This window comes from Rhodoferax sp. ZS1R25 (assembly GCF_056521335.1).
On record NZ_JBWMAZ010000002.1, the window covers coordinates 965,354 to 987,598 of the forward strand.

A 22,245-nucleotide genomic window follows, 5' to 3' on the forward strand; every position below is an offset into this window, starting at 1 on the left:
GAGAACCTCCTTATGAGGCGCCATCGTCACCCGACGCCATGACGTCGTGATGACACCGCCTTACACTCCCCCGACCCGAGAAAGACCTGCATGCTGACTGCGCTGATTTGCATCTTCGTTCTGGCCTATGTCGCCATTGCCCTGGAGCATCCGCTAGGGGTCAACAAGTCGGCATCCGCGCTGCTGGGCGCGGGCCTGCTGTGGACGCTGTACGCACTGGGCCACAACGATGCCGCCCTGGTCAACACCCAGCTTGGCGAGTCGCTCCTGGGGACCGCGCAGATCGTGTTCTTCCTGATGGGTGCCATGGCGATTGTGGAAGTGGTAGACGCGCACAACGGCTTCGAGGTGATCACCTCGCGCATCAAGACCACGCGGCTGTCCACGCTGATGTGGCTGGTTGGTCTGGTGGCGTTCTTCCTGAGTTCGATTCTGGACAACCTGACCACCACCATCGTCATGGTCTCGCTGATGAAAAAACTGCTGCGAGAGCGCGATGACCGCCTGTTCTTCGCCGGCATCATCGTCATCGCGGCCAATGCCGGTGGTGCGTGGACACCGATTGGCGATGTCACCACCACCATGCTGTGGATCGGTGGCCAGATCACCGCGCTGGAGATCATGAAGGGGCTGCTTCTGCCCTCGCTGGTCAACCTGCTGGTGCCGCTGGCCGTGATCAGCCGGATGCTGGGTGCGCGGCCCGTACGCGCGCCTCAGCGCGATGCCGACGATGCTGGCCTGGAGACCAGCCCGTTTGAGCGCAACCTGATGTTCTTTCTGGGTCTGGCCATTCTGGTGCTGGTGCCGGTGTTCAAGACGCTGACGCACCTGCCTCCGTTCATGGGCATCCTGCTGGGCCTGGGCGTGCTCTGGCTGGTGGGCGATCTGGTGCACCGCCAGGAAGAAGACCTGCGCAAGCAGCGCCTGACACTGGCACGCGCGCTGACCCGCATCGACATGGGGTCTCTGGTGTTCTTCATCGGCATCCTGCTCAGCGTGGCGGTGCTGGAGCACACCCACGTGCTGTCTTCCATCGCCCAGTGGCTGGACCAGACCGTGGGGCGCCAAGACGCCATCGTGATGATCATTGGCCTGGTCAGCGCCGTGGTGGACAACGTACCCCTGGTGGCCGCCAGCATGGGCATGTACAGCCTGGCGCAGTACCCTGCCGACAGCTTTCTGTGGGAGTTCATGGCCTATTGCGCAGGTACCGGAGGCTCCATCCTCATCATCGGCTCGGCCGCCGGAGTGGCCGCCATGGGCCTGGAGAAGATCGATTTCCTCTGGTACGCCCGCAAAATCGGTGGGCTGGCGCTACTAGGTTACCTGGCCGGCGCGGTGGTGTACATCGGGCTGGAGCGCTGGCTGCACTAGCACCACAGGGCGCTTTACGAGGCTTGGCTTAAGGGTAAACACCAAGCGCATGCGTCAGGCTTTCTACAGGGGATTTAAGGCACTATCCAAGACTTGAAAGCACGGCCTGCGCCTGCGCGTGCCCCCGAACAAGACTACTGGAGACTCCCCTGTGATTGCACTACTGAAATTTGCTTTTGGCATTGACTGGGTCAGCGAAAAGCTGGGCACTTTCGCGTCGTGGACGGTGTTGCTGGCCGCCCTGATCAGCGCGGGCAATGCCTTTATCCGCTACGGCTTCGACCTGACCTCCAATGGTTGGATCGAGATCCAGTGGTACCTGTTTGCCTACACCGTCATGGTGGGGGCGCCCATCGTGCTCAAGCTCAACGAGCATGTGCGTGTGGACCTGATCTACGGCAAGCTCAAGGGCAACAAGCCGGTGTATGTCGACCTGTTCGGGCTGCTGTTTTTCCTGCTGCCCGTGATCACCCTGCTCACCTACCTGTCGGCCCATTATTTCTGGGGCATTTACGTGTCGCGCGAAATGTCGCAAAACGCCGGCGGCCTGATTCGCTGGCCCGCGGTGCTGGCCATGCCCGTAGGCTTTGCCATGGTGTGGCTGCAAGGGATAGCTGAAATCATCAAGCGTGTGGCGTATTTGCAAGGCAAATACCAGATGGACACCCATTACGAAAAACCCCTGCAGTAAGCACGGCCGCCCTCATACCTACAACGACAAGATACTCAGGAACCTCCTATGCAACTGGAACATTTCCCCCCGCTGATGTTCGCGGGCTTGGTCTTCATCATGCTGATCGGTTTTCCGGTCGCGTTCTCCCTGGCCGCGCTGGGCTTGGCCAGCGGCTTTTACGCCATCCAGATGGGCTGGTTTCCCGCCGCCTTCATGGGCAACCTGCCCATCTCGCTGTTCTCCATCCTGAACAATGAGCTGCTGTTGGCGATTCCCTTCTTCACCTTCATGGGCACCATCCTGGAGAAGTGCGGCCTGGCCGAAGACATGCTGGACTCCATGGGCCAGCTGTTTGGTCCGGTGCGCGGTGGTGTGGGCTACTCGGTCATCATCGTGGGCTTCATCCTGGGGGCCATCACCGGCACCGTGGCTGGCCAGGTGATCGCCATGGCGCTGATCTCGCTGCCCGTGATGATGAAGTACAACTACAACATGCGCTACGCCACCGGCGTGCTGGCGGCCTCGGGCACCATCACGCAGTTGGTGCCACCGTCGCTGGTGCTGGTGGTGTTGGCTGACCAGTTGGGCCAACCCGTGGGCGATATGTACAAGGGCGCCTGGGGCCCCTCCATCCTGCAAGTGCTGATGTTCGCGGCCTACACCTTTGCGCTCTCGCGCTTCAAGCCCGAGTACCTGCCCGGCATCCCGAAGAGCGAACGCACGCTGGACGGCTGGGCCCTGTGGTCCAAGTGCCTGCGCGGCATCATCCCCTCGGCCGTGCTGATTTTTGCGGTGCTGGGCTCCATGGGTGGCCTGCCCTTCCAGAACACGGCCATTGCCACACCAACCGAAGCCGGCGCCATGGGCGTGGTGGGCGCGTTGATCCTGGCCGCCATGTCCAAACGCCTGACACCAGCCCTGATCTGGGAAGCCATGAGCGGCACCATGCGCCTGACGGCCATGGTGGTGTTCATCCTGATCGGTTCGCGCGTGTTCAGCCAGGTGTTCCAGGGCGTGGACGGTGCCAAGTGGGTCGAGCACCTGCTGACCGGCCTGCCCGGCGGCCAAGTGGGCTTCCTGGTGGTGGTGAACGTGTTTGTGTTCTTCCTGGCCTTCTTTCTGGACTTCTTTGAGATCGCCTTCATCATCGTGCCCATGCTGGCCCCTGTGGCCGACAAGATGGGCATCGACCTGATCTGGTTCGGCGTGCTGTTGTGCGTGAACCTGCAAACCAGCTTTATGCACCCCCCGTTCGGCTTCGCGCTGTTCTACCTGCGCGGCATTGCCGACACGCTGTTCAAGGACAAGCGCATTCCCCGTCCCGTGCTGTCCAACGACATTTACCTCGGCGCCATCCCCTGGGTGCTGATGCAGATCATCCTGGTGGTGGTGGTGATTTTCCTGCCCCAGTCGGTCACCATGTTCCTGGACGAGAAGATCGTGGTGGACATCGACAAGGTGACCATTGAAATGCCCGCCGAAGAAGGCGCCCCCGCCACCATGGAACTCAAGCCCGGTGAAGTGGCACCCCCTGTGGACGCTGCGGCAGTCGACAAGGCCGCAGAAAAAGCAGCCGAGGACGAGCAAAAGAAAATCGACGAGCTGTTCAAAAAATAAGGCACCCGCCCCGGCCCCGCTGGGGCCTTGCCTGCCACGGCCCCGCCTCTACAGGGTGGGGCCTTTTTACTTTCAGGAACCCGCATGTCCCAAGACACCTCCGCCCCCCTGGCGCCCCCACCTCCCGCCGTGCTGAACTTCGCCCCCGAGGCTGGTGAGGTCACCTCGGCCGCCTATGGCACCGTGTTCAAGGGCATTGCCCTGGTGCTGCTGGTGCTGGCCGGCGCCTGGGCCTGGCAGATGCACCAATGGAACCTGCAGCAGTCCGCACCCCAACCCGGTTTCTGGCTGTGGGCACCCTGGGGGCTCATGGCCTATACCGTGTGGTTTGTGCTGACCGGCACCACGCGGCTCAACGGCCAGCTTCTGGAGCAATCGTGGATGTGGCGCAAGCGCGTGGAGCTGAACAACCTGGCCTATGCCAAGGTCATCCGCATTGGTGGGCTGGACTGGCTGATTGCCCCGCGGCTCTACACCAAGAGCTTTGGCGGCAAGCTGATCATCTTTTATGCAGCCGATGCGGCCATGCTGGCCGAATTCAAACGCCTGGAACTGGCCCTGACCGAGTTGCGTAACAACCCCTGAGCCGCGGCACAAGCGCCCATAAAAAAACCGCGCCGTAGCGCGGTTTTTTGTTGCCACTGACGTGGTGGTTTACAGCTTCTGCGATTGCATGAAGGTGTCGAACTTGGCTTCAGTGAAACGGAACCAGAGGTTGGATTCAGCGCGGAACTTGGAGTAGTCTGCGTAAATCTTCTTCCAGTCTTCGTTCTTGTCGTTCAGCTCGGCGTACAGGGCTTCAGCCGCCTTGAACGCAGCAGCCATCACGTCGTTGGGGAACGGACGCAGCTTGGTGCCACTGCCGACCAGCTGCTTGAGCGCAGCAGGGTTGCGGGCATCGTACTTGGCTTGCATGTCGGTGTGGGCGTAGGCCGCAGCGCACTCGACAATGGCCTTGTTTTCGGCCGACAGTGCGTCGTAGGCCTTCTGGTTGATGTACAGGTCCAGCTGAGGGCCGCCTTCCCACCATCCGGGGTAGTAGTAGTACGGTGCCACCTTGTTGAAGCCCAGCTTCTGGTCATCGTAAGGACCGACCCACTCCGCCGCATCGATCGTGCCTTTTTCCAGTGCGGTGTAGATTTCGCCGCCAGGAATGTTCTGGGGCACCACACCGATGCGTTCCATCACCTTGCCGGGGAAGCCACCGGTACGGAACTTCAGACCTTGCAGGTCCTTCACCGACTTGATTTCCTTGCGGTACCAGCCACCCATCTGGGCGCCTGTGTTGCCCATGGGGAAGCTGATCATGTTGTACTTGCTGTAGAACTCGCGCATCAGCTTCAGGCCGTTGCCTTCGTACATCCAGGCGGTCATCTGGCGGCTGTTCAGGCCGAAGGGAATCGCGCAGCCCAGGGCAAACGCCTCGTTCTTGCCGAAGAAGTAGTAAGGCGCTGTGTGTGCGCATTCCACCGCACCGTCTTTCACGGCATCGACCACACCGAACGGAGGCGTGATTTCGCCACCCGCGTGGGTGGAGATTTCAAACTTGCCGCCCGACATTTCTTTCACTTTGCGGGCGAACACTTCGGCAGCACCGAAGATGGTGTCCAGCGCCTTGGGGAAGCTGGAGGCCAGGCGCCAGCGCACTGCGGCTTGCGCATGCACAGCAGGTGCTGCACCTGCGGCCAAAACGCCGGCAATGCCTGCGTTTTTGATGATTGAACGACGATCCATTCGGTGTACTCCGGTAATTGTGTTGTAACCATCTCACGGCGAAGTGCTCCCTTGCCGCAAGGACTGTAGTAGTCAAGCGCGATTGTAGGAACGCGGTGCCCCCCTTTCGTGGGGGTTTTCCCTCGACACGGGCACGCTGGCGCACCGCATTCAGGATTCTGCAAGCCAGCGTATTGCGCGCTGGCTTTTTAACTGACTGGTGGCTTACGCAGCGCGCGCGGCAGGCGCCAACAATGCACCAAAACGCTGCGCAATCGCGGCCTGCATGCCCTTGGCATCCAGCCCCTGCAATTGCAGCAAATACGCGGGGTCCCCATGCTCGATGAACTCGTCGCTCAGGCCCAGTTGCAGCACCGGCAACTCGAGCCCCGCGGCCTGCAAGGCTTCGAGTACCGCACTGCCCGCACCGCCCATGGTGGCGCCTTCTTCCACCGTCACCAGCGCCTGGTGGCTGTTCGCCACTTGCAGTAGCAGCTCGGTGTCCAACGGCTTGGCCCAGCGCATGTTCACTACGGTGGCGCCCAGTGCTTCGGCGGCTACCAGCGCAGGCTGCAACAGCGTGCCAAAGGCGAGGATGGCGATCCCCTTGCCTTGGCGGCGGATCTCGCCCTTGCCAAAGGGCAAGCCTTCCAGGCTGCTCTGCACCGCCACACCGGCGCCGCTGCCACGCGGGTAGCGCACCGCCACCGGGTGGTTTTGCGCAAACGCAGTGCTCAGCAACTGGCGGCATTCGTTCTCGTCGGCCGGGCAGGCAATGCTCACATTGGGGATGCAGCGCAGAAACGGGATGTCGTAGGCACCGGCATGCGTGGCACCATCCGCGCCCACCAGGCCGGCGCGGTCCAGCGCAAACACCACGGGCAGGTTTTGCAACGCCACGTCGTGGATCAGCTGGTCATACGCGCGCTGCAGAAAGGTGGAATAAATCGCCACCACAGGCTTGAGCCCTTCGCAGGCCAAGCCACCGGCAAAGGTCACTGCGTGTTGCTCGGCAATGCCCACGTCAAAGTAGCGCGCCGGAAAGCGTTTTTCAAACTCCACCATGCCCGAGCCTTCGCGCATGGCCGGCGTGATGCCCACCAGGCGGGGGTCGGCGGCGGCCATGTCGCACAGCCACTGGCCAAACACCTGGGTGAAGGTGGGCTTGGCCACGGCGGTGGACTTGACCAGGCCCACGGCGGGGTCGAACTTGCCGGGGCCGTGGTAGGCCACGGGGTCGGCCTCGGCGAGCTTGTAGCCCTGGCCTTTTTTGGTCACCACATGCAAGAACTGCGGGCCCTTCAGGTGCTTGATGTTTTCCAGCGTGGGAATCAGCGAATCGAGGTCATGCCCGTCGATGGGGCCAATGTAGTTGAAGCCAAATTTCTCGAACAGCGTGGCGGGCACCACCATGCCCTTGGCCTGCTCTTCGATGCGCTTGGCCAGGGCAAACAGGGGCGGCGCGCCCTTCAGCACGGTCTTGCCGACGTTTTTGGCGGCGGCATAAAACTGGCCGCTCATCAGCTGGGCCAGGTAGCGGTTCAGCGCGCCCACGGGCGGGCTGATGCTCATGTCGTTGTCGTTCAGGATGACCAGCAGCTTGCAGTCTTCCACACCGGCGTTGTTGAGCGCCTCAAAGGCCATGCCGGCGGTCAGCGCGCCGTCACCAATCACCGCCACCGAGTAGCGGTCTTCGCCCTTGATGCGGGCGGCCAGCGCCATGCCCAGCGCGGCCGAGATGGAGGTGCTGGAGTGCGCGGTGCCAAAGGTGTCGTATTCGCTCTCATCGCGGCGGGGAAAGCCAGACAGGCCGCCAAACTGGCGCAGGCTGTGCATGCGGTCGCGCCGGCCGGTCAGAATTTTGTGGGGGTAGGTCTGGTGGCCCACATCCCAGACCACGCGGTCTTCGGGGGTGTTGAACACATAGTGCAGCGCCACGGTCAGCTCCACCGTGCCCAGGTTGGAGCTCAGGTGCCCGCCGGTCTTGGCCACGCTGTTGAGCAGGTAGGTGCGCAGCTCGTCGGCCAGGGTGCGCAGCTGCGCACGCGGGAGCTGGCGCAGGGCCGCGGGGTCCCCGATGGTGGAGAGCAAGGGCAATGGAATGATGTCGTTAGAGGGCATTTGCTATCTTTTTAGTAGCTGCTTGCGCATATTATTCGGGGGCTAGAGGCCTGTTTCTCTCTCAACACCTAGCTTGCGCGGTGCACCACCATGCCGGCCAGGGCCTGCAGGGCGCGGGTCTCGGCCAGGCCACTGGCCTGCAGCGCATCCAGCGCCTGCTGCAGCAGCTGGGCCGCATAGGCCTGGCTGGCGGCCAGCCCCATGAGCGACACATAGGTGGGCTTGTCATTGTCGGCGTCTTTGCCAGCGGTCTTGCCCAGCGTGGCCGAGTCGGCGGTCACATCCAGAATATCGTCCACCACCTGGAAGGCCAGGCCAATGGCCGCACCGTAGGCCTCCAGGCCCTTAAGCGCCTGGGCCGAGGGGGCGGCGCAGTGCGCGCCCATCACCACGCTGCCCTGCAGCAGGGCGCCGGTCTTGAGCTGGTGCATCTCGCGCAGCTGGCTTTCGGTCAGCGGCAGGCCCACGCTGGCCAGGTCAATCGCCTGGCCACCGGCCATACCGGCACTGCCCGCGGCGCGCGCCAGCAGGCCACACAGGCGCGCTTGCACGGTGCAGGGCACCGAATCGTCCTGGGGTGTCAAAAACTCAAACGCCAGGGCCTGCAGCGCGTCACCGGCCAGCAAGGCGCTGGCCTCGCCAAACTGCACGTGCACCGTGGGCTTGCCCCGGCGCAACACGTCGTTGTCCATGCAGGGCATGTCGTCGTGCACCAGCGAATACGCATGGATCAGCTCCACCGCACAGGCCGCGCGCAGGGCGGCGGCTGGGCAGCCATGGCCATCGGCTGCCACGGCTTCGTGCGCGGCCAGCACCAGCAGCGGGCGCAGGCGCTTGCCGCCGTCCAGCACGGAATAGCGCATGGCCTCCACCAGTGCGGCGGGGGCGCCATGGTCCACGCCCTGGGGCGCGTCAGCGGTGATCCAGGCTTCGAGGGCGCGTTCCACCTGGTTCAGGCGTTCACGGCTCCAGCTGTCCAAATCAAAGGCAGCCACGGGATGGGGGGCAACGGCGGCGTGCATCAGGCTTTCCAGGGTTTCAGGGCGCCGTCGTCCAGCACCTTGATTTGTTCTTCCACCGCCTGCAGCTTGTCGCGGCAGAACTGCAGCAGCGCCGCTCCGCGTTGGTAACCGCTCAGTAACTGGTCCAGCGGCATCTCACCCGACTCCAGCCGGGCGACCAGGCGCTCCAGTTCTTCCATGGCGGCCTCATAGCTGGCGGGCGGGGCCGCACTGCTGTCGGCAGCGGCGTTGGCAAGGGTAGGAGAGGGAGCACTGGCCTTGGGCATGGGAGACGTTCAAAAAGCAAACCGCGATTTTAGGCCCAAGCAGGTACAATCGCCCCTCCCGCCTCCGGCCTCCCGCTTCTGGGATGGACGGCTCCCTTTTACCGAGCTCCTTGTTGCGCACCTCCCTGCGCACCGTATGGCGCACCCCCCTGTGGGGAGTCTTCAGGTCAGGTCACCCATGTCTGATTTAAGTCTTCAACTGCAGCAGGCACACAGCCAACTACCAGTTTCAAGCTACTTTGACCCGGCGCTCTATGCGCTTGAGATGCAAAGTATCTTCCAGCAAGGGCCCTGCTATGTGGGGCACTCCCTGAGCGTTCCCAACGTGGGGGACTACTACGCCCTGCCCCAGGAAAAAGAGGGCCGCGCGCTGGTGCGCAATGCCGGCGGCATCGAGCTCATCTCCAACGTCTGCCGGCACCGCCAGGCCGTGATGCTCAAGGGCCGCGGTTCGCTGACCCACAACGCCCAGGGCAGCGCCAGTGGCAACATCGTCTGCCCGCTACACCGCTGGACCTACAGCGGCGCCCACGCAGGAAGCCATGGCACGCAAAGCGGCACGCTGATTGGCGCGCCCCACTTTGCCCAAGACCCCTGCCTGAACCTGAACAACTACAAGCTGCAGGAATGGAATGGCCTGCTGTTTGAAGCCAATGGCGTGGACGTGGCGAGCCAACTGGCCAATATGGGCCCGCGCGCCGACCTGAGCTTTGAGGGCTACGTGCTGGATCGCGTGGAGATGCACGAGTGCAACTACAACTGGAAGACCTTTATTGAGGTCTATCTGGAGGACTACCACGTCGGCCCCTTCCACCCGGGCCTGGGCCAGTTTGTGACGTGTGACGACCTGCGCTGGGAAATGCACGAGAACTATTCGGTGCAAACCGTGGGCGTGGCCAACCGCCTGGGCAAGGCCGACGCATCCGGCGGCTCCCCCGCCTACGAGCGCTGGCAAAACGCCCTGCTGAACTACCGCAACGGTGTGCCGCCCAAGTTTGGCGCCATCTGGCTGACCTACTACCCGCACATCATGGTGGAGTGGTACCCGCATGTGCTGACCGTGTCCACGCTGCACCCCATGGGGCCGAACAAAACCATGAACATGGTCGAGTTCTACTACCCTGAAGAAATCGCCGCGTTCGAGCGTGAGTTTGTCGAAGCCCAGCAGGCTGCCTATATGGAAACCTGCGTGGAAGACGACGAGATTGCCGAGCGCATGGACGCAGGCCGCGCGGCCCTACTGGCGCGTGGCGACAACGAGGTGGGCCCCTACCAGAGCCCCATGGAAGACGGCATGCAGCACTTCCACGAGTGGTACCGCGGCAAGGTCGATCTGTCAGAACACCTGGCCTGAGCGCCGCCATACTATCGATTTCATAGCTGCTCGCGAACGGTTGACGCGGGCTAGCGCCCTATTTGACGGATAAACACCATGCAAGCACTGTGGATGGTTCTGGCCTCGTTCTGGTTCGCGCTGATGGCGGTGGGCATCAAGTTCGCCTCCCACAGTTTTGGCACCTTTGAGCTGGTGTTTTACCGCGGCATCGTCAGCATCATCTTCATGGGCATCGTCGTGCGCGCGCGCGGCGCCACGCTGCGCACGCCGGTGCCCATGATGCATGTGTGGCGCAGCTTCATTGGCGTGGCCTCGCTGAGCTCCTGGTTCTACGCCATCGCCCACCTGCCGCTGGCCACGGCCATGACGCTGAACTACATGAGCGGCGTGTGGGTGGCGGCCTTTGTGGTGGGCGGCGCCCTGCTCTACGGCAAGAACCAGCCCCAGGGCGCGCTGCTGGGCACGGTGTTCATGGGCTTTGCTGGCGTGGTGATGACGCTGCGCCCCACCATCGACCAGAACCAGCTGTTTGGTGGCGTGGTGGGCCTGCTCTCGGGCATGGGTTCGGCCCTGGCCTATATGCAGGTCACCGCGCTGGGCAAAGTGGGCGAGCCCGAAGAGCGCACGGTGTTTTACTTCTCGGTGGGCAGTGCTGTGGTCGGCGGTGTGGGCACGTTTTTCACCGAACTCACCCCTTGGAGCGAAGTCACCCGGCAAGACGCAGCCTGGGTGATTCCGATTGGCATCCTGGCCTCACTGGGCCAGTGGTGCATGACCCGCGCCTACCGCAAGGGCGCCACGCTGGTGGTGGCCAGCATGCAGTATTCAGGCATTGTGTTTGCCGTGGTCTTCAGCCTGGTGCTGTTTGGCGACCACATCGCCCCCATGGGCTGGGCTGGCATTGCGGTCATCGTTACCAGTGGGGTGCTGGCTACCATACTGCGTTCACGGGCGTTGCCAGATACGCCAGCGGAAGAGCATTGAAAGCTTTAGGCTGAACGTGACCATTCTTGGTGTTCTACAACCTCCGAAACGACAAGAACACAACACACGCGGTGAAACGACGAGCCGTTTCACTTGCAACTTCAAAGTTGAATGACTTTAGTGCGCGCGAGTAAATCACCCAAACGTCGTCTCTGTTTGCCCGCGATGAAGGCCGCATCAATTACGCCAAGCACCATTGTGAAATTGCGCACGCAGGATTGCCAATACGTACAGGGCAACTCGGAGGCAACATGCACGACACTTGTTCTTGTGAATCGTTTTCCCATACTCTGGCCACCCGGAAGGCCATCGCAAAACAAAATGTACAAAATCCAGCCAACAAATATCCACTCATTTGGAAGTCCAAACGCATTCGCAATGAAATAGAAAACAACGCCAACAGCCATTGCCACTAAGCCGTCAACAAACTGCGACGTGAATCTTTGACCGATGCGGGCGAGGGGCTTGCTCATAATTTGAAGTGAGATGTAAAGCTACTGCGGATAAGGTTTGACATCAATCTGACCTAGCGCACAACGTGAGAAGCGTAGAGGCGTCTTGTTGTCATTCGTCAGTTTGGATTGAGATTTTAGGTTTCATGCAAGGCTCGCGGCAACCTCTGCGCCAATTCCTGAACGAGCAACCTAGCCTCGGACTCTTCGAGAGCAGGTGCAAATCTGATAGTCCGCGCGCCGTAGTCAAACGCGATAGGGCCATATCCAGATCCGCCAATCGGTGGGAACCAAGCCCTCTGATTCGTAAATAGATTGGTTGAATATTCTGTTGCGCGGAGACCCTTTATGTCAGTAGCTCGATAAGCTCGATTCCAGCCAAGACCAAAAATCTCTATTCGATGCACAAGTGCTGATGTACTGACGGTCAAGACTTCGCGACCCGCAAGCTGCCACAGTACGGTTCCAATGCAGAACAGTCCTCCCAAAGTCCATCCCAATAGCCAAATAGCCAAAAAGCTAAAAATGCGGATGGAGTGTTGTCGTTGGGGGTCAATAGTTCCCGTGCCGCACTTACCTCACCAAAAGACCACCCACCAAGCCAAACGACAAGAAACAGGAGGATGAACCAATTGCGCCTGGCGGGAATTGCAACACGCAGACCGTCGGTCGATGTTTCGATCACATAGCGAAAAGACTCTATTGGTACGTACATTTTTCTGCGCCCAATGAATGTTGAAAGGAAAATAGATAAGTACTATAGCCCGCTGGGCGATGTATTTCGAGGACCGTTGCAGTCTCGTGGCTAGGTCGACCTCAGACTGAAAGGAGTCAGTCGCCTCGCTCCATCGCGGTCTTGCAGTTGACATCAGGAATGTCCTTCGGACCATACACGTTCGCAACTACATGCCGCACATAACCGAGCCTGCGGAGTACGTAACGGTTTTCCACATGAATGGCAAGGTGGGCCGTACAAACTCAGGCGGTGGTGAAACAATGCATTTGCATTCGTCTCTCTAAAACCGGTGAGTCTTTCGTAAGCAACCAGAGCAGAACGACCGAAGCCCTTCGAAGTTGCCTCTGCTAAAGAACACCCGTGCAGCTCTCTATACGCCTTAATCTGCGCTATTCCGTCGCTGAGAAATGGGGAAACTGTCCGCCACTCTTCTTCCGTAAGCATTGGAAGTTCAGTTTTGCAGCGCCAACAATAGAGGATGCGTGACATAGGTAGCTTAGGCGCCTACAGACTGATTTCCGACATTCGCAGCGATCGACAGCAGTCGTTAGCTCTGGTGCTGTTCGCAACGCAACGAGCACCGTGAAGCAGCAACTTGCCAATGCGTATCCGCGATGAGCAAGCTGTTAAAGCTCATCGCCGTAATACTCAAAAGTCTCCTTGTGATGCCACCTCAATACAAGTGGACCACCTTCTATAAAGATGTCCACATCGTCACTTGATGGGTAGCAAAAATCGCTCCAATAAGTGACAAAGGTTTGCCATGGCAGAGACAGCGCAGTGGCCTTGTTCCAAACAGCGATCACGCGACTGCTCCGTAGTTGCAGGCTTGCCAGCCACTGACTGGTTTTGTCAGTATCCTCCGCCGCCAGATGCTGAACCACCGTCGGGTAAAGACGCTTGGTCTTCGAAAGGCCAAGTGCCTCAATTTGTGTTGTCGTTAGTGGTTGCAGCGCCCGCAAAACATCGACAGGCAGCACGGCATGTGATAGCTGCGTCCATCTCCATATCAGGGGGAAAGTGGCGACGTCCATATATAGCTGCTGTGCGCTCTACGTGACGTTACTCCGCCTTAGTTTTTCTGCGCTTGCGAATTGCATTGTCTGTTTTGATGATGACCTCGCATTCCTCTACTGATGGAATCGTTGTGTCTGTTTTGATGGTATGCCAGCCTCCACAGTTGGGGGCGGGGCAGCCACAAACGGTAAACCTGACAGGATGACCCGTTAGGCCGTCGCGCTTTTGAATAGCGTTTGTGCGTTCTTGGCTCTTGATGACATCAACGATGGCAGAACGGCTGAGAAATGGACGTGACATGTTGCTATTTTGATGGACGAAACAGAGCTTGCCTATCCCCAATTCGGGGGATTTTGAGGACGTCCGCTTCCGCCGCAGAGCAGACTGCTATTGCGGTGTCTCTCATTCCGCAAGAATACCAATCCCCAAGCCTGTGCGGCGTGTACCCGGTAGCCGATTTGCTGGCCGCGTAGCGGACTGATGAGGCCACCGGGTACACGCCACACAGGACAGCGAACGCAAGAATAGATAATCCCACCACCATGACCTACACCACCCTGATCTCCGTCGAACAACTCCACGCCTTGCAAGCCAACGGCGCACCGCTGATGGTGTTTGACTGCAGCTTTGACCTGACCAACCCCGCCGCGGGCTGCGCCATGTATGCGCAAGCCCACATTCCCGGCGCGGTGTATGCGCACCTGGACACGGCGCTCAGTGCCAAGGCCGACCCCACCGCCGCCTCCGGCGGACGCCACCCGCTGCCCGCGCGCGAAACCTTTGCCGCCTGGCTGGGCAGTGTGGGCTTTGCCAACGGCATGCAGGCCGTGGTGTACGACCGCCAGGGTGTGAACTACGCGGGCCGCCTGTGGTGGATGCTCAAGTGGTTGGGCCACGAGGCCGTGGCCGTGCTGGACGGTGGATTGCAAGCCTGGCAGGCCGCGGGCCACGCGGTGCAAACCGACACACCCGCTGCGCGCAGTGCCACGACCTTCGCAGTCGGCGCGCCACTTGCCACGCTGGTGACAGTGGACAACGTGTTGCAACGCCTGGGCAAGGACCAGCACATCGTGGACGCGCGCGCCCTGCCCCGCTTCAAGGGCGAGGTAGAGCCGCTGGACCCCGTGGCTGGCCACATCCCCGGCGCGCTGAACCGGCCCTTTGCCAGCAACATCGCGGCCGATGGCAAGTTCAAACCCGCGGCCCAATTGCGCCAGGAATTTGAAGCCCTGTTGGGCGCACGTGACCCGGCGCAGGTGGTGCACCACTGCGGCAGCGGCGTGAGTGCCATTCCCAACGTGCTGGCCATGGAGATTGCGGGCCTGGGCCGCCCTGCGCTGTTTGCTGGCAGCTGGAGCGAGTGGTGCAGCGACCCCAGCAGGCCGGTCGCCCAGGGCTGAGCCCTTTCGCGCAGCCCCCTTCCTCACCCCTCTAGCACGGCCGCGCACAGCGGCCTACACTGCACCACCATGGAGCCTCGTTCGCCCTCCACACCCCTGCCCGCTGCCCGGCGCCTGTCCGATGCGGCGGTGCTGAGTGCCGTGGTCGCGGTGGGGCTGCTGTGCAGCGCTGCGCTGTTCTACAACCTGCGCCAGACCGAGGCGCTGCGCATCCAGGAGATCCGCAACGCCAGCGCCCAAACCGTGATCGACGCGCTGGAGCTGGACATCACCCGCACCGTAGAAGCCACCCACAACGCCGGCCTGATGGTGGAAACCCAACCCCAGCTGCAGCGCCTGCAGTTCAACGCCTATATGCGCCGCGTGATGGCCGATTTGCACACCATCTCGGTGCTGCAATGGCAGCCGCTGGTAGAGGGCAGCGCGCTGCACGCGCTGGAAACCGCGGCCCGGGCCCAGGGGCTGGCGGGCTACCGCGTGCTGGAGCCCAACACCACCCCGCCCAAACCGGTGGCGCCACGCGACGCGTACCTGCCCGTGCTTTACGAATGGCCCGAAGACCACGGCGCGCTGGGGCGGGACCAGATTCCCGACCCACGCGCCATGCAGCCCAAGCAGCGTGCCCGCGTGATTGGCCGCCCCGCCGCCTCAGAGACCTTTCCGATTGCCAGCACGCCGCCCGACAACGGGCCCGCATCGGCCATCGCGGTGTCGTCCCCTGTGTACGAGCGCGACCCCTTGAGCGGTGGCACGCAGCGCCACTTGGGCTATGTGGTGGCCGAGGTGCCGCTCAAGGCACTGCTGCGCGAAGCCAGCTACCGCGCTGACCTGGCCGGCCTGGACCTGCTGGTGTTTGACCTGTCCGGCCTCGAAGAGCAGGCCAGCCAGCCGATCTACACTTGGTACGGTGGCGCGGCCGACACGCCCCAGTACTTCACCTTTTTTACCGACACCCAACCCACCGACTTTGGCCTGACGGTGGACATGGCCACCCGCCCCTGGGAAGTGGTGCTGCGCCCACGCGCGGCCTTTCAGCGCAGCCTGCCGGCCAGCCAGGCGTCCTACCTGCTGGCAGTGGCGCTGGCTGCCACCGCGCTGGTCACCTGGGCCGTGTGGCGCGCCCAGCGCTACCGCCGCCGCATTGAGGCCGCCAAACAGCGCGAGCAGGCGGCGCGTGAGCAACTGGCCATCGAGCAAAAGCGGCTGCAAAACATCATTGATGGCACGGGCGTTGCCACCTGGGAGTTTGACTACCAGACCCGCCAGCTGCACATCAGCGACCGCTGGGCGTCCCTGGCCGGCTATGCCAAACACGAGCTGGGCGATGACATCTACGGGCGCTGGCGCGAGCTGGTCCACCCCGATGACTTGGCGGCCTTCTTTGTGGCGCTGGGACAGCACTACGCGGGCAACAGCGAGCACCTGAATTTTGAATACCGGCTGCGCCACCAGAAAGGGCACTGGATCTGGATAGCCGCGCGCGCACGGCTGATGGAGCGCGCAGCCGACGGCACCCCGCTGCTGCTGGCCGGAACCCATCTGGAGATCACCGAGCGCAAGGAGGCCGAAGCCCGCATTCAGGAGCTGAACGCCACGCTGGAACTGCGCATGCAAGAAGCCCTGGCCCGCAGTGAAGCCCGCGCCACGCTGGGTACCCTGATTGCCAGCGTCTCGCACGAGATGGGCACACCCATGGGCAACAGCCTGATGACGGCCGGCACGCTGGTGGACCAGGCGCGCCACTTCCAGTCGCAGCTGGACGCGGGCACCCTGCGCAAATCCAACCTGGAGCAGTTTGTAGAGCAGGTGCGCGAGGGCAATGCCCTGCTGGTGCGCAACCTGGAGCGTGCCGTGGCCCTGCTCAAGAGCTTTCGCCAGGTGGCGGCCGACCAGGCCAGTGAGCAGCGCCGCAGCTTTGATGTGCGCCAGGTGCTGGACGAGGTAATGCTCACGCTGGCGCCCAGCCTGAAACGCCAGGCCCACACCGTGGCGCTGGAGGTGCCCGCAGACATTCGCATGGACAGCTACCCCGGCCCGCTGGGCCAGGTGGTGATCAACCTCGTCAACAACGCCTACTTGCACGCGTTTGAGGGCATGGAGCACGGCGTGGTGGAACTGCGTGTGCACGCCGACGAGAGCCACGTCACACTCATCTGCCGAGACAACGGCCGTGGCATTGCGCCGGACATTCTGGAGAAAATGTTCCAGCCATTTTTCAGCACACGCATTGGCAGCGGTGGCACCGGCCTGGGCATGTCCATCGTGGACAACCTGGTGAAGGCCACGCTGGGCGGTACCCTGGAAGTGCACAGCGCGCTGGGCCAGGGCACCACCATCACCATCACGCTGCCGCGCGTGGCACCCGAGCCCTTGCGCAGTGACGAGGTTTAGGCCGCTTTAGAAACCCAGGCTTGCGCCCGCGCCCAGCAAGGTAGCCAGCCCCAGCAGTGCAAAGATGGCAGCGGCAATGCCATGCACCAGCTTCATCGGGATTTTGGCGGCCAGTCGGTCGCCCACAAACACCGCAGGCACATCGGCAATCAGCATGCCCAGCGTGGTGCCGATGACAACGAGCAGGGGGTTGGCATAGTGCGCTGCCATGGCGATGGTGGCGATCTGTGTCTTGTCGCCCATCTCGGCCAAAAAGAAGGTGATGAAGGTAGCCCCGAACACGCCCAGCTTGCTGGCGATGCGGGTTTCTTCTTCCTCAATCTTGTCGGGAATCAGCGTCCACACCGCCATGCCCAGAAAGGACAACCCCAGCACCCAGCGCAGCACGCCAGGGCTCAGCACCGAGGTAATCCACGCGCCCAGCACACCGGCCAGGCCGTGGTTGAGCACCGTGGCGGCCAGAATGCCGGCAATGATGGGCAGGGGTTTCTTGAAGCGTGCGGCCAGGATGAAGGCCAACAGCTGGGTTTTGTCGCCGACTTCGGCAAGGGCGACAACACCGGTAGAGACGAGAAGAGCTTCCATGGGAGAGATGGGGTCCAGGGCCGGTAAAAAGACGAATGACCACCCTGCTTCCCCGGCCCATGCGGAGGCAAAGTGGTCAAAGGTCTTGCCAAGCTGTGAACTGCTTGCGCCAGGGTCGACGGACCCAGTGTGTTGACGCAAGCCTCTTCAAAACGAAGAGCGGCTACTCCCCAATGACAGGTGTGATTTTAACTCACTTGCCCACAGGGGCTGCCTCGCCCAATGGCGCTGCAGGCTGGCGCAGCACCTTCGCCTTGATGCGGCCGACAAAGTGCTCGATGTCGTCCACGATGGTGAAGAAGCTGGGCGTAACCAACAGGCTCAGGATGGTGGAGGTGATGAGGCCCCCAATCACCGCCGCGGCCATGGGCGCGCGGAAGCTGTTGTCGGCGTGGCCCAGGCCAATCACCAGCGGCAGCATGCCCGCCACCATGGCGATGGTCGTCATGATGATGGGGCGCGCCCGCTTGTGGCAGGCGTCAATCAGCGCATCGAAGCGCGACAGGCCGTGTTCACGCTGCGCCATGATGGCGTACTCCACCAGCAGAATCGAGTTTTTGGTGGACACACCAATCAGCATCACCAGCCCAATGAAGGACGGCATGGATAGCATCTTGCCCGTGACCAGCAGGCCGATGAAGGCGCCACCAAAAGACAAGATCACCGCGGGAATGATGGAGATGGGGTGCAGGAAGTCCTTGAACAGCAGCACCAGCACGATGTAGATACACAGCACGCCGGTCAGCATGGCCAGGCCAAAGCCCGCCACCATTTCGCCCTGCACTTCGGCGTCGCCCACTTCCAGCTGCTGCACACCAGCGGGCATGTTCACGATGCTGGGCAGCTTGGCCACGGCCTCGGTCACTTCGCCCAGCGGCACGCCCGACAGTTCCACTTCAAAGTTCACATTGCGCACGCGGTTCAAGCGGCTGATCACGGCGGGGCCACCCGACATTTCGAGCGCGGCCACCTGGCTCAACATCACCGGGCCCTTGACGCCGGGCACCATCAGGCGGCCCAGCAGTTCCAGATCCTGGCGCGCATCGGTGTCGAGCTTGACGACGATAGGCACCTGGCGCTGGCTCAGGTTCAGTTTGGACAGGGCCGACTCGTAGTCGCCCACGGTGGCAATGCGCAGGGTTTCGGCAATTGCACTGCTGGTCACGCCCATATCGGCGGCCTTGGCAAAGTCCGGGCGAATGGCGATCTCGGCACGCGTCAGGCTGGCACTAGAGCTGATGTTGCCCAGGCCCGGGATCTTGCGCAGGTCGCGCTCTACCGCAGCCGCAGCTTGCGCCAGGGCCACCGGGTCTTCGCCCTTCAGCGCCAGCTGGTACTTCTCGCCGGAACCACCCAGGCCCACCTTGAAGCGGGCGCCGGGCAACTCGGCCAGCGCGCTGCGCATCTGGCTTTCAATCACCTGCTTGACGGGGCGCTCGCCGCGCTCATCCAACAGCACGGTCAACGTGGCCTTGCGCACCTCGGCCGTGGCGCCGCCCTGGAACGGGTCGGAGCCCACGGCGCCGCCACCGATGGTGGTGTAGACGCTCTTCACATGCTCGACCTTGCCAATCAGGCTGCGCGCCTGCTCGGCCGCGGCATGGGTCTGGGTCAGCGTGCTGCCTGGTGGCAGCTCCACATACACCTGGGTTTGCGAGTTGTCGTCCGGCGGAATGAAGCCGCTGGGGATCAGGGGCACCAGGAACAGCGAGCCGATGAAGAAACCAATGGCGGCAAACATGGTGATCCAGCGGTGGCTCAGCGTCCAGCGCGTCATGCGCAGGTACAGCGGCATCCACACCGGCTCTTCGTGCACATGGGTGGAGGGCTTCATGATGTACGCCGCCATCATGGGCGTCAGCACCCGGGCCACCACGAGCGAGGCAAACACCGCAAACACGGCGGTCCAGCCAAACTGTTTGAAGAACTTGCCGACCACGCCGCTCATGAAGGCGGTGGGCAGAAACACGGCAATCAGCGCAAACGTGGTGGCGATCACGGCCAGGCCGATTTCATCCGCCGCTTCCATCGCGGCCTTGTACGGGGACTTGCCCATGCGCAGGTGGCGCTCGATGTTTTCCACTTCCACGATGGCATCGTCCACCAAAATCCCGATGACCAGCGAGAGCGCCAGCAGCGTCACGATGTTGGTCGTGAAGCCCATGTAGTTCATTCCGATGAAGGCCGGAATGGCCGACAGTGGCAGCGCCACGGCGGACACCAGCGTGGCACGCCAGCTGCGCAGGAAGAACCACACCACGATGACGGCCAGCACGGCGCCTTCGTACAGCATGGTCATGGAGGCGTCGAACTCCTCTTGCACCGGCGTTACAAAGTCAAAGGCCTGGGTCAGTTCCAGATCGGGGTGTTGCACCTTCAGGTCGGCCAGCGCTTTTTGCACGGCGGCGCCCACTTCCACTTCACTGGCGCCCTTGCTGCGCGTGATCTCAAAGCCCACCACGGGCTTGCCGTTCAACAAGGCCAGGCTGCGCTGCTCGGCCACGGTGTCCTTGACACTGGCAACCTCGTCCAGACGCACGCGCTTGCCGCTGGACAAGCTCAGCTCCAGTTTGGACAGCTCTTCCACCGTGGCCACGGTGGCCAGGGTGCGCATGGGCTGCTCGGAGCCACCCAGGTCCGCACGGCCGCCTGCACTCTCGGTTTGCACCTGCTTGAGCTGGCGCGAGATGTCGGCCGCGGTGGCGCCCAGCGCCTGCAGCTTCAGCGGGTCCAGTGCCACCTGCACTTCACGCGTCACGCCGCCCACGCGGGCGACCGAGCCTACGCCGCGCACACCCAGCAGGGCGCGCGAGATGGTGTTGTCCACAAACCAGCTTAGGCCCTCATCGTCCATATTGCTGGAGCGGATGGTGAACGCCAGAATGGGCGCACCCGACAGGTTCATCTTGCTGACGATGGGGTCGCGCACATCGCTGGGCAGGTCGCTGCGCACGCTTTGCACGGCGCTGCGCACATCGTCCACCGCTTCCTGCGTGGCTTTTTCCAGGCGGAACTCGGCGGTCACCGCCACGTTGCCGTCGTACACGCGGGTGTAGATGTTCTTCAGGCCCTGCAGCGGCGCAATCGCGTTTTCCAGCTTGCGCGCCACTTCGGTTTCCAACTGCGCCGGTGCGGCACCGGGCAAGGTGGCGGACACGGTGACGGTAGGCAGTTCCAGATCGGGGAACTGCTGCACCTTCATGGCCTTGAAGGACATCAGGCCGGCCAGGGTCAGCAGCACAAACAGCATGACCGCCGGTATGGGGTTTTTAATTGACCACGAGGAGACATTCATCTCAAGTGCTCCTTATTTTGTAGCTGCTTGCGCAGTCTTTTCGGGGGCTGCAGCGGCTTTTTGCTTGGAATCTGCCTTGGGGGCCTCCACCACCTTGACCAGGTCACCTTCGCTCAGGAAGCTGCCACCCACAGCCACCAGCTTGTCCTCGGGCTTCACGCCGCTCTGCACTTCGATCTGGTCACCCACCACACGGCCAGTCTGCACCTTGAGTTGGGCAATGCGGTTGTCCGCGCCCACACGGTAAACATAGCTAAAGCCATCGCGCACGACCACCGCGGTCTGCGGCACTGTCAGTGCGCCGGAGCTGCCGAGTTCGAACTCGCCGCGTGCGTACATGCCGGGCTTGAACGCGCCGGGCACGGCCTTGCCGCCCGCCACCGCACCTGCCAGGTCCACATAGACCGTGCCGTTGCGCGTGGCCGCGTCTACCGTGGGGGCCAGCATGCGCACGCGGCCCTTGAGCTGCGCGCCGCTGGGCGAGGTGACCACCACATTGGTACCCACAGTAATGCGGCCCAGCTCGGCCGAGGTGACTTCACCCCGCCACTCCAGGCGACTCTGGCGGATCAGCTTGAACAACTCGGTACCTGCACCCACCACGGAACCCACCGATGCGGTGCGCGACGAGATGGTGCCGCTGTCGGGCGACAGCAACTGGGTGTGCTTGAGGCGCAGCAGCTGCGAATCGAGCTGGGCCTTGGCCGACTCGACCCGCGCCTTGGCGGTGAGTTCAGCGGTGAGGTACTGGTTAACCTGCTGGGCGCTCAGGGCACCCGTGCCCTGCACGGCGCGGGCACGGTCGGCGTTGGCCAGCGCCTCGGCGGCATTGGCCTGGGCTTCGGACACGGCGGCGCGGGCCAGGGCCACATCGGCCTGCACGCTTTCGGCCGCAAAGGTGGCCAGCACCTGGCCGCGTTGCACATAGTCGCCCACGGCGGCGTGCAGCTCTTGCACGCGCAGGCCGCTCACCTCCGTACCCACACTGGCCTCTTGCCAGGCGGCCACGCTGCCGTTGGCGGCCAGCTTGATCGGCAGCATGCCGCTCTGGGCCTGGGTGGTCGTGACGGTGAGCGAAGGCTTGGTAGCAGTAGCGGCGCCGGGCTTGGCAGTATCGGCCGCCTGGCTGCGCGTGGCGAACAGGCCCAGACCGGCCAGCGTGAGCAGGCCAGCGGCGATCAGGCCCAGTGTCAGGGGTTGAACAGAGAGGCGGTTCATAAGACGGTTCATGGTGAGGTCTCGCTAAAAATCAATCAGGAAAAA

General features: G+C 62.4%; 18 protein-coding genes and 1 riboswitch. Of the genes, 8 read left to right on the forward strand and 10 right to left on the reverse strand.

The window, feature by feature from the left end; all coding sequences use genetic code 11:
- Positions 1–90: 90 nt before the first annotated feature.
- The 4 genes from nhaD to AC097R_RS15350 all read left to right on the forward strand — a co-directional run bounded on the left by nhaD (position 91) and on the right by AC097R_RS15350 (position 4,249).
- On the forward strand, positions 91–1,374 hold the full coding sequence (nhaD, locus tag AC097R_RS15335; RefSeq protein ID WP_479598994.1) for a sodium:proton antiporter NhaD: 1,284 nt from the start codon (positions 91–93) through the stop codon (positions 1,372–1,374).
- A gap of 151 nt (positions 1,375–1,525) precedes the next feature.
- The gene (locus AC097R_RS15340; protein ID WP_479598996.1) at positions 1,526–2,065 is read left to right on the forward strand and encodes a TRAP transporter small permease subunit; all 540 of its coding nucleotides are present in this window, start codon (positions 1,526–1,528) and stop codon (positions 2,063–2,065) included.
- A 48-nt stretch (positions 2,066–2,113) separates the two neighbouring features.
- Entirely contained in the window at positions 2,114–3,664 is a 1,551-nt protein-coding gene (locus AC097R_RS15345; protein WP_479598997.1) for a TRAP transporter large permease, read from the forward strand.
- Positions 3,665–3,748: 84 nt separating this feature from the next.
- Complete coding sequence (locus AC097R_RS15350) at positions 3,749–4,249, forward strand: hypothetical protein (protein ID WP_479598998.1); 501 nt, start codon at positions 3,749–3,751, stop codon at positions 4,247–4,249.
- Positions 4,250–4,318: 69 nt separating this feature from the next.
- Here the strand turns inward: AC097R_RS15350 and AC097R_RS15355 are convergent, their stop codons facing one another.
- The 4 genes from AC097R_RS15355 to AC097R_RS15370 all read right to left on the reverse strand — a co-directional run bounded on the left by AC097R_RS15355 (position 4,319) and on the right by AC097R_RS15370 (position 8,786).
- A complete protein-coding gene (locus AC097R_RS15355) occupies positions 4,319–5,398 on the reverse strand; it encodes a TRAP transporter substrate-binding protein (RefSeq protein ID WP_479598999.1) in 1,080 nt (359 codons plus the stop codon).
- A gap of 204 nt (positions 5,399–5,602) precedes the next feature.
- A complete protein-coding gene (dxs, locus tag AC097R_RS15360; RefSeq protein ID WP_479599000.1) occupies positions 5,603–7,498 on the reverse strand; it encodes a 1-deoxy-D-xylulose-5-phosphate synthase in 1,896 nt (631 codons plus the stop codon).
- Between the two features lie 68 nt (positions 7,499–7,566).
- On the reverse strand, positions 7,567–8,520 hold the full coding sequence (locus AC097R_RS15365; protein ID WP_479599001.1) for a polyprenyl synthetase family protein: 954 nt from the start codon (positions 8,518–8,520) through the stop codon (positions 7,567–7,569).
- The gene (locus tag AC097R_RS15370) at positions 8,520–8,786 is read right to left on the reverse strand and encodes an exodeoxyribonuclease VII small subunit (RefSeq protein WP_479599002.1); all 267 of its coding nucleotides are present in this window, start codon (positions 8,784–8,786) and stop codon (positions 8,520–8,522) included. The genes AC097R_RS15365 and AC097R_RS15370 overlap by 1 nt, the downstream gene beginning before the upstream one ends.
- A gap of 178 nt (positions 8,787–8,964) precedes the next feature.
- Here AC097R_RS15370 and AC097R_RS15375 point away from each other — a divergent pair, with 178 nt between their 5' ends.
- Both AC097R_RS15375 and AC097R_RS15380 read left to right on the forward strand, forming a co-directional pair.
- Positions 8,965–10,140 (forward strand): aromatic ring-hydroxylating oxygenase subunit alpha, encoded by a 1,176-nt coding sequence (locus AC097R_RS15375; protein WP_479599003.1) that lies wholly within the window; start codon positions 8,965–8,967, stop codon positions 10,138–10,140.
- A 78-nt stretch (positions 10,141–10,218) separates the two neighbouring features.
- Positions 10,219–11,106, forward strand: a complete 888-nt coding sequence (locus tag AC097R_RS15380; protein ID WP_479599004.1) for a DMT family transporter — start codon at positions 10,219–10,221, stop codon at positions 11,104–11,106.
- Between the two features lie 101 nt (positions 11,107–11,207).
- Here the strand turns inward: AC097R_RS15380 and AC097R_RS15385 are convergent, their stop codons facing one another.
- From AC097R_RS15385 to AC097R_RS15395, 3 genes are all read right to left on the reverse strand, one after another.
- On the reverse strand, positions 11,208–11,579 hold the full coding sequence (locus tag AC097R_RS15385; RefSeq protein WP_479599005.1) for an RDD family protein: 372 nt from the start codon (positions 11,577–11,579) through the stop codon (positions 11,208–11,210).
- Positions 11,580–12,920: 1,341 nt separating this feature from the next.
- Entirely contained in the window at positions 12,921–13,328 is a 408-nt protein-coding gene (locus AC097R_RS15390) for a hypothetical protein (protein WP_479599006.1), read from the reverse strand.
- 28 nt (positions 13,329–13,356) lie between these two features.
- Positions 13,357–13,611 carry a hypothetical protein gene (locus tag AC097R_RS15395; protein ID WP_479599007.1) on the reverse strand — a complete coding sequence of 85 codons (255 nt, stop codon included), beginning with the start codon at positions 13,609–13,611 and terminating at the stop codon, positions 13,357–13,359.
- Positions 13,612–13,853: 242 nt separating this feature from the next.
- On the opposite strand from AC097R_RS15395, the gene AC097R_RS15400 reads away from it, so the two are divergent.
- Positions 13,854–14,711, forward strand: coding sequence for a sulfurtransferase (locus tag AC097R_RS15400; RefSeq protein WP_479599008.1), 858 nt, complete (start codon positions 13,854–13,856; stop codon positions 14,709–14,711).
- A gap of 69 nt (positions 14,712–14,780) precedes the next feature.
- Positions 14,781–17,102: an ATP-binding protein gene (locus tag AC097R_RS15405; protein WP_479599009.1), complete on the forward strand. Its 2,322-nt coding sequence runs from the start codon at positions 14,781–14,783 to the stop codon at positions 17,100–17,102.
- Between the two features lie 6 nt (positions 17,103–17,108).
- Here AC097R_RS15405 and AC097R_RS15410 read toward each other — a convergent pair whose 3' ends face one another.
- The 3 genes from AC097R_RS15410 to AC097R_RS15420 form a co-directional block, all read right to left on the reverse strand.
- A complete protein-coding gene (locus AC097R_RS15410) occupies positions 17,109–17,687 on the reverse strand; it encodes a TMEM165/GDT1 family protein (RefSeq protein ID WP_479599010.1) in 579 nt (192 codons plus the stop codon).
- A 10-nt stretch (positions 17,688–17,697) separates the two neighbouring features.
- Positions 17,698–17,871, reverse strand: a riboswitch (yybP-ykoY riboswitch).
- A gap of 9 nt (positions 17,872–17,880) precedes the next feature.
- Entirely contained in the window at positions 17,881–20,982 is a 3,102-nt protein-coding gene (locus AC097R_RS15415) for an efflux RND transporter permease subunit (RefSeq protein ID WP_479599011.1), read from the reverse strand.
- Positions 20,983–20,994: 12 nt separating this feature from the next.
- Positions 20,995–22,212, reverse strand: a complete 1,218-nt coding sequence (locus AC097R_RS15420) for an efflux RND transporter periplasmic adaptor subunit (RefSeq protein ID WP_479599012.1) — start codon at positions 22,210–22,212, stop codon at positions 20,995–20,997.
- Positions 22,213–22,245: the final 33 nt, after the last annotated feature.

What these genes read in the sequence shown, in the direction of transcription:
- nhaD (WP_479598994.1), top strand. Translation starts at nt 91, where the DNA reads ATGCTGACTGCGCTGATTTGCATCTTCGTTCTGGCCTATGTCGCCATT.
- AC097R_RS15345 (WP_479598997.1), top strand. Translation starts at nt 2,114, where the DNA reads ATGCAACTGGAACATTTCCCCCCGCTGATGTTCGCGGGCTTGGTCTTC.
- AC097R_RS15350 (WP_479598998.1), top strand. Translation starts at nt 3,749, where the DNA reads ATGTCCCAAGACACCTCCGCCCCCCTGGCGCCCCCACCTCCCGCCGTG.
- AC097R_RS15355 (WP_479598999.1), bottom strand. Translation starts at nt 5,398, where the DNA reads ATGGATCGTCGTTCAATCATCAAAAACGCAGGCATTGCCGGCGTTTTG.
- dxs (WP_479599000.1), bottom strand. Translation starts at nt 7,498, where the DNA reads ATGCCCTCTAACGACATCATTCCATTGCCCTTGCTCTCCACCATCGGG.
- AC097R_RS15365 (WP_479599001.1), bottom strand. Translation starts at nt 8,520, where the DNA reads ATGCACGCCGCCGTTGCCCCCCATCCCGTGGCTGCCTTTGATTTGGAC.
- AC097R_RS15370 (WP_479599002.1), bottom strand. Translation starts at nt 8,786, where the DNA reads ATGCCCAAGGCCAGTGCTCCCTCTCCTACCCTTGCCAACGCCGCTGCC.
- AC097R_RS15375 (WP_479599003.1), top strand. Translation starts at nt 8,965, where the DNA reads ATGTCTGATTTAAGTCTTCAACTGCAGCAGGCACACAGCCAACTACCA.
- AC097R_RS15380 (WP_479599004.1), top strand. Translation starts at nt 10,219, where the DNA reads ATGCAAGCACTGTGGATGGTTCTGGCCTCGTTCTGGTTCGCGCTGATG.
- AC097R_RS15385 (WP_479599005.1), bottom strand. Translation starts at nt 11,579, where the DNA reads ATGAGCAAGCCCCTCGCCCGCATCGGTCAAAGATTCACGTCGCAGTTT.
- AC097R_RS15390 (WP_479599006.1), bottom strand. Translation starts at nt 13,328, where the DNA reads ATGGACGTCGCCACTTTCCCCCTGATATGGAGATGGACGCAGCTATCA.
- AC097R_RS15395 (WP_479599007.1), bottom strand. Translation starts at nt 13,611, where the DNA reads ATGTCACGTCCATTTCTCAGCCGTTCTGCCATCGTTGATGTCATCAAG.
- AC097R_RS15400 (WP_479599008.1), top strand. Translation starts at nt 13,854, where the DNA reads ATGACCTACACCACCCTGATCTCCGTCGAACAACTCCACGCCTTGCAA.
- AC097R_RS15405 (WP_479599009.1), top strand. Translation starts at nt 14,781, where the DNA reads ATGGAGCCTCGTTCGCCCTCCACACCCCTGCCCGCTGCCCGGCGCCTG.
- AC097R_RS15410 (WP_479599010.1), bottom strand. Translation starts at nt 17,687, where the DNA reads ATGGAAGCTCTTCTCGTCTCTACCGGTGTTGTCGCCCTTGCCGAAGTC.
- AC097R_RS15415 (WP_479599011.1), bottom strand. Translation starts at nt 20,982, where the DNA reads ATGAATGTCTCCTCGTGGTCAATTAAAAACCCCATACCGGCGGTCATG.
- AC097R_RS15420 (WP_479599012.1), bottom strand. Translation starts at nt 22,212, where the DNA reads ATGAACCGTCTTATGAACCGCCTCTCTGTTCAACCCCTGACACTGGGC.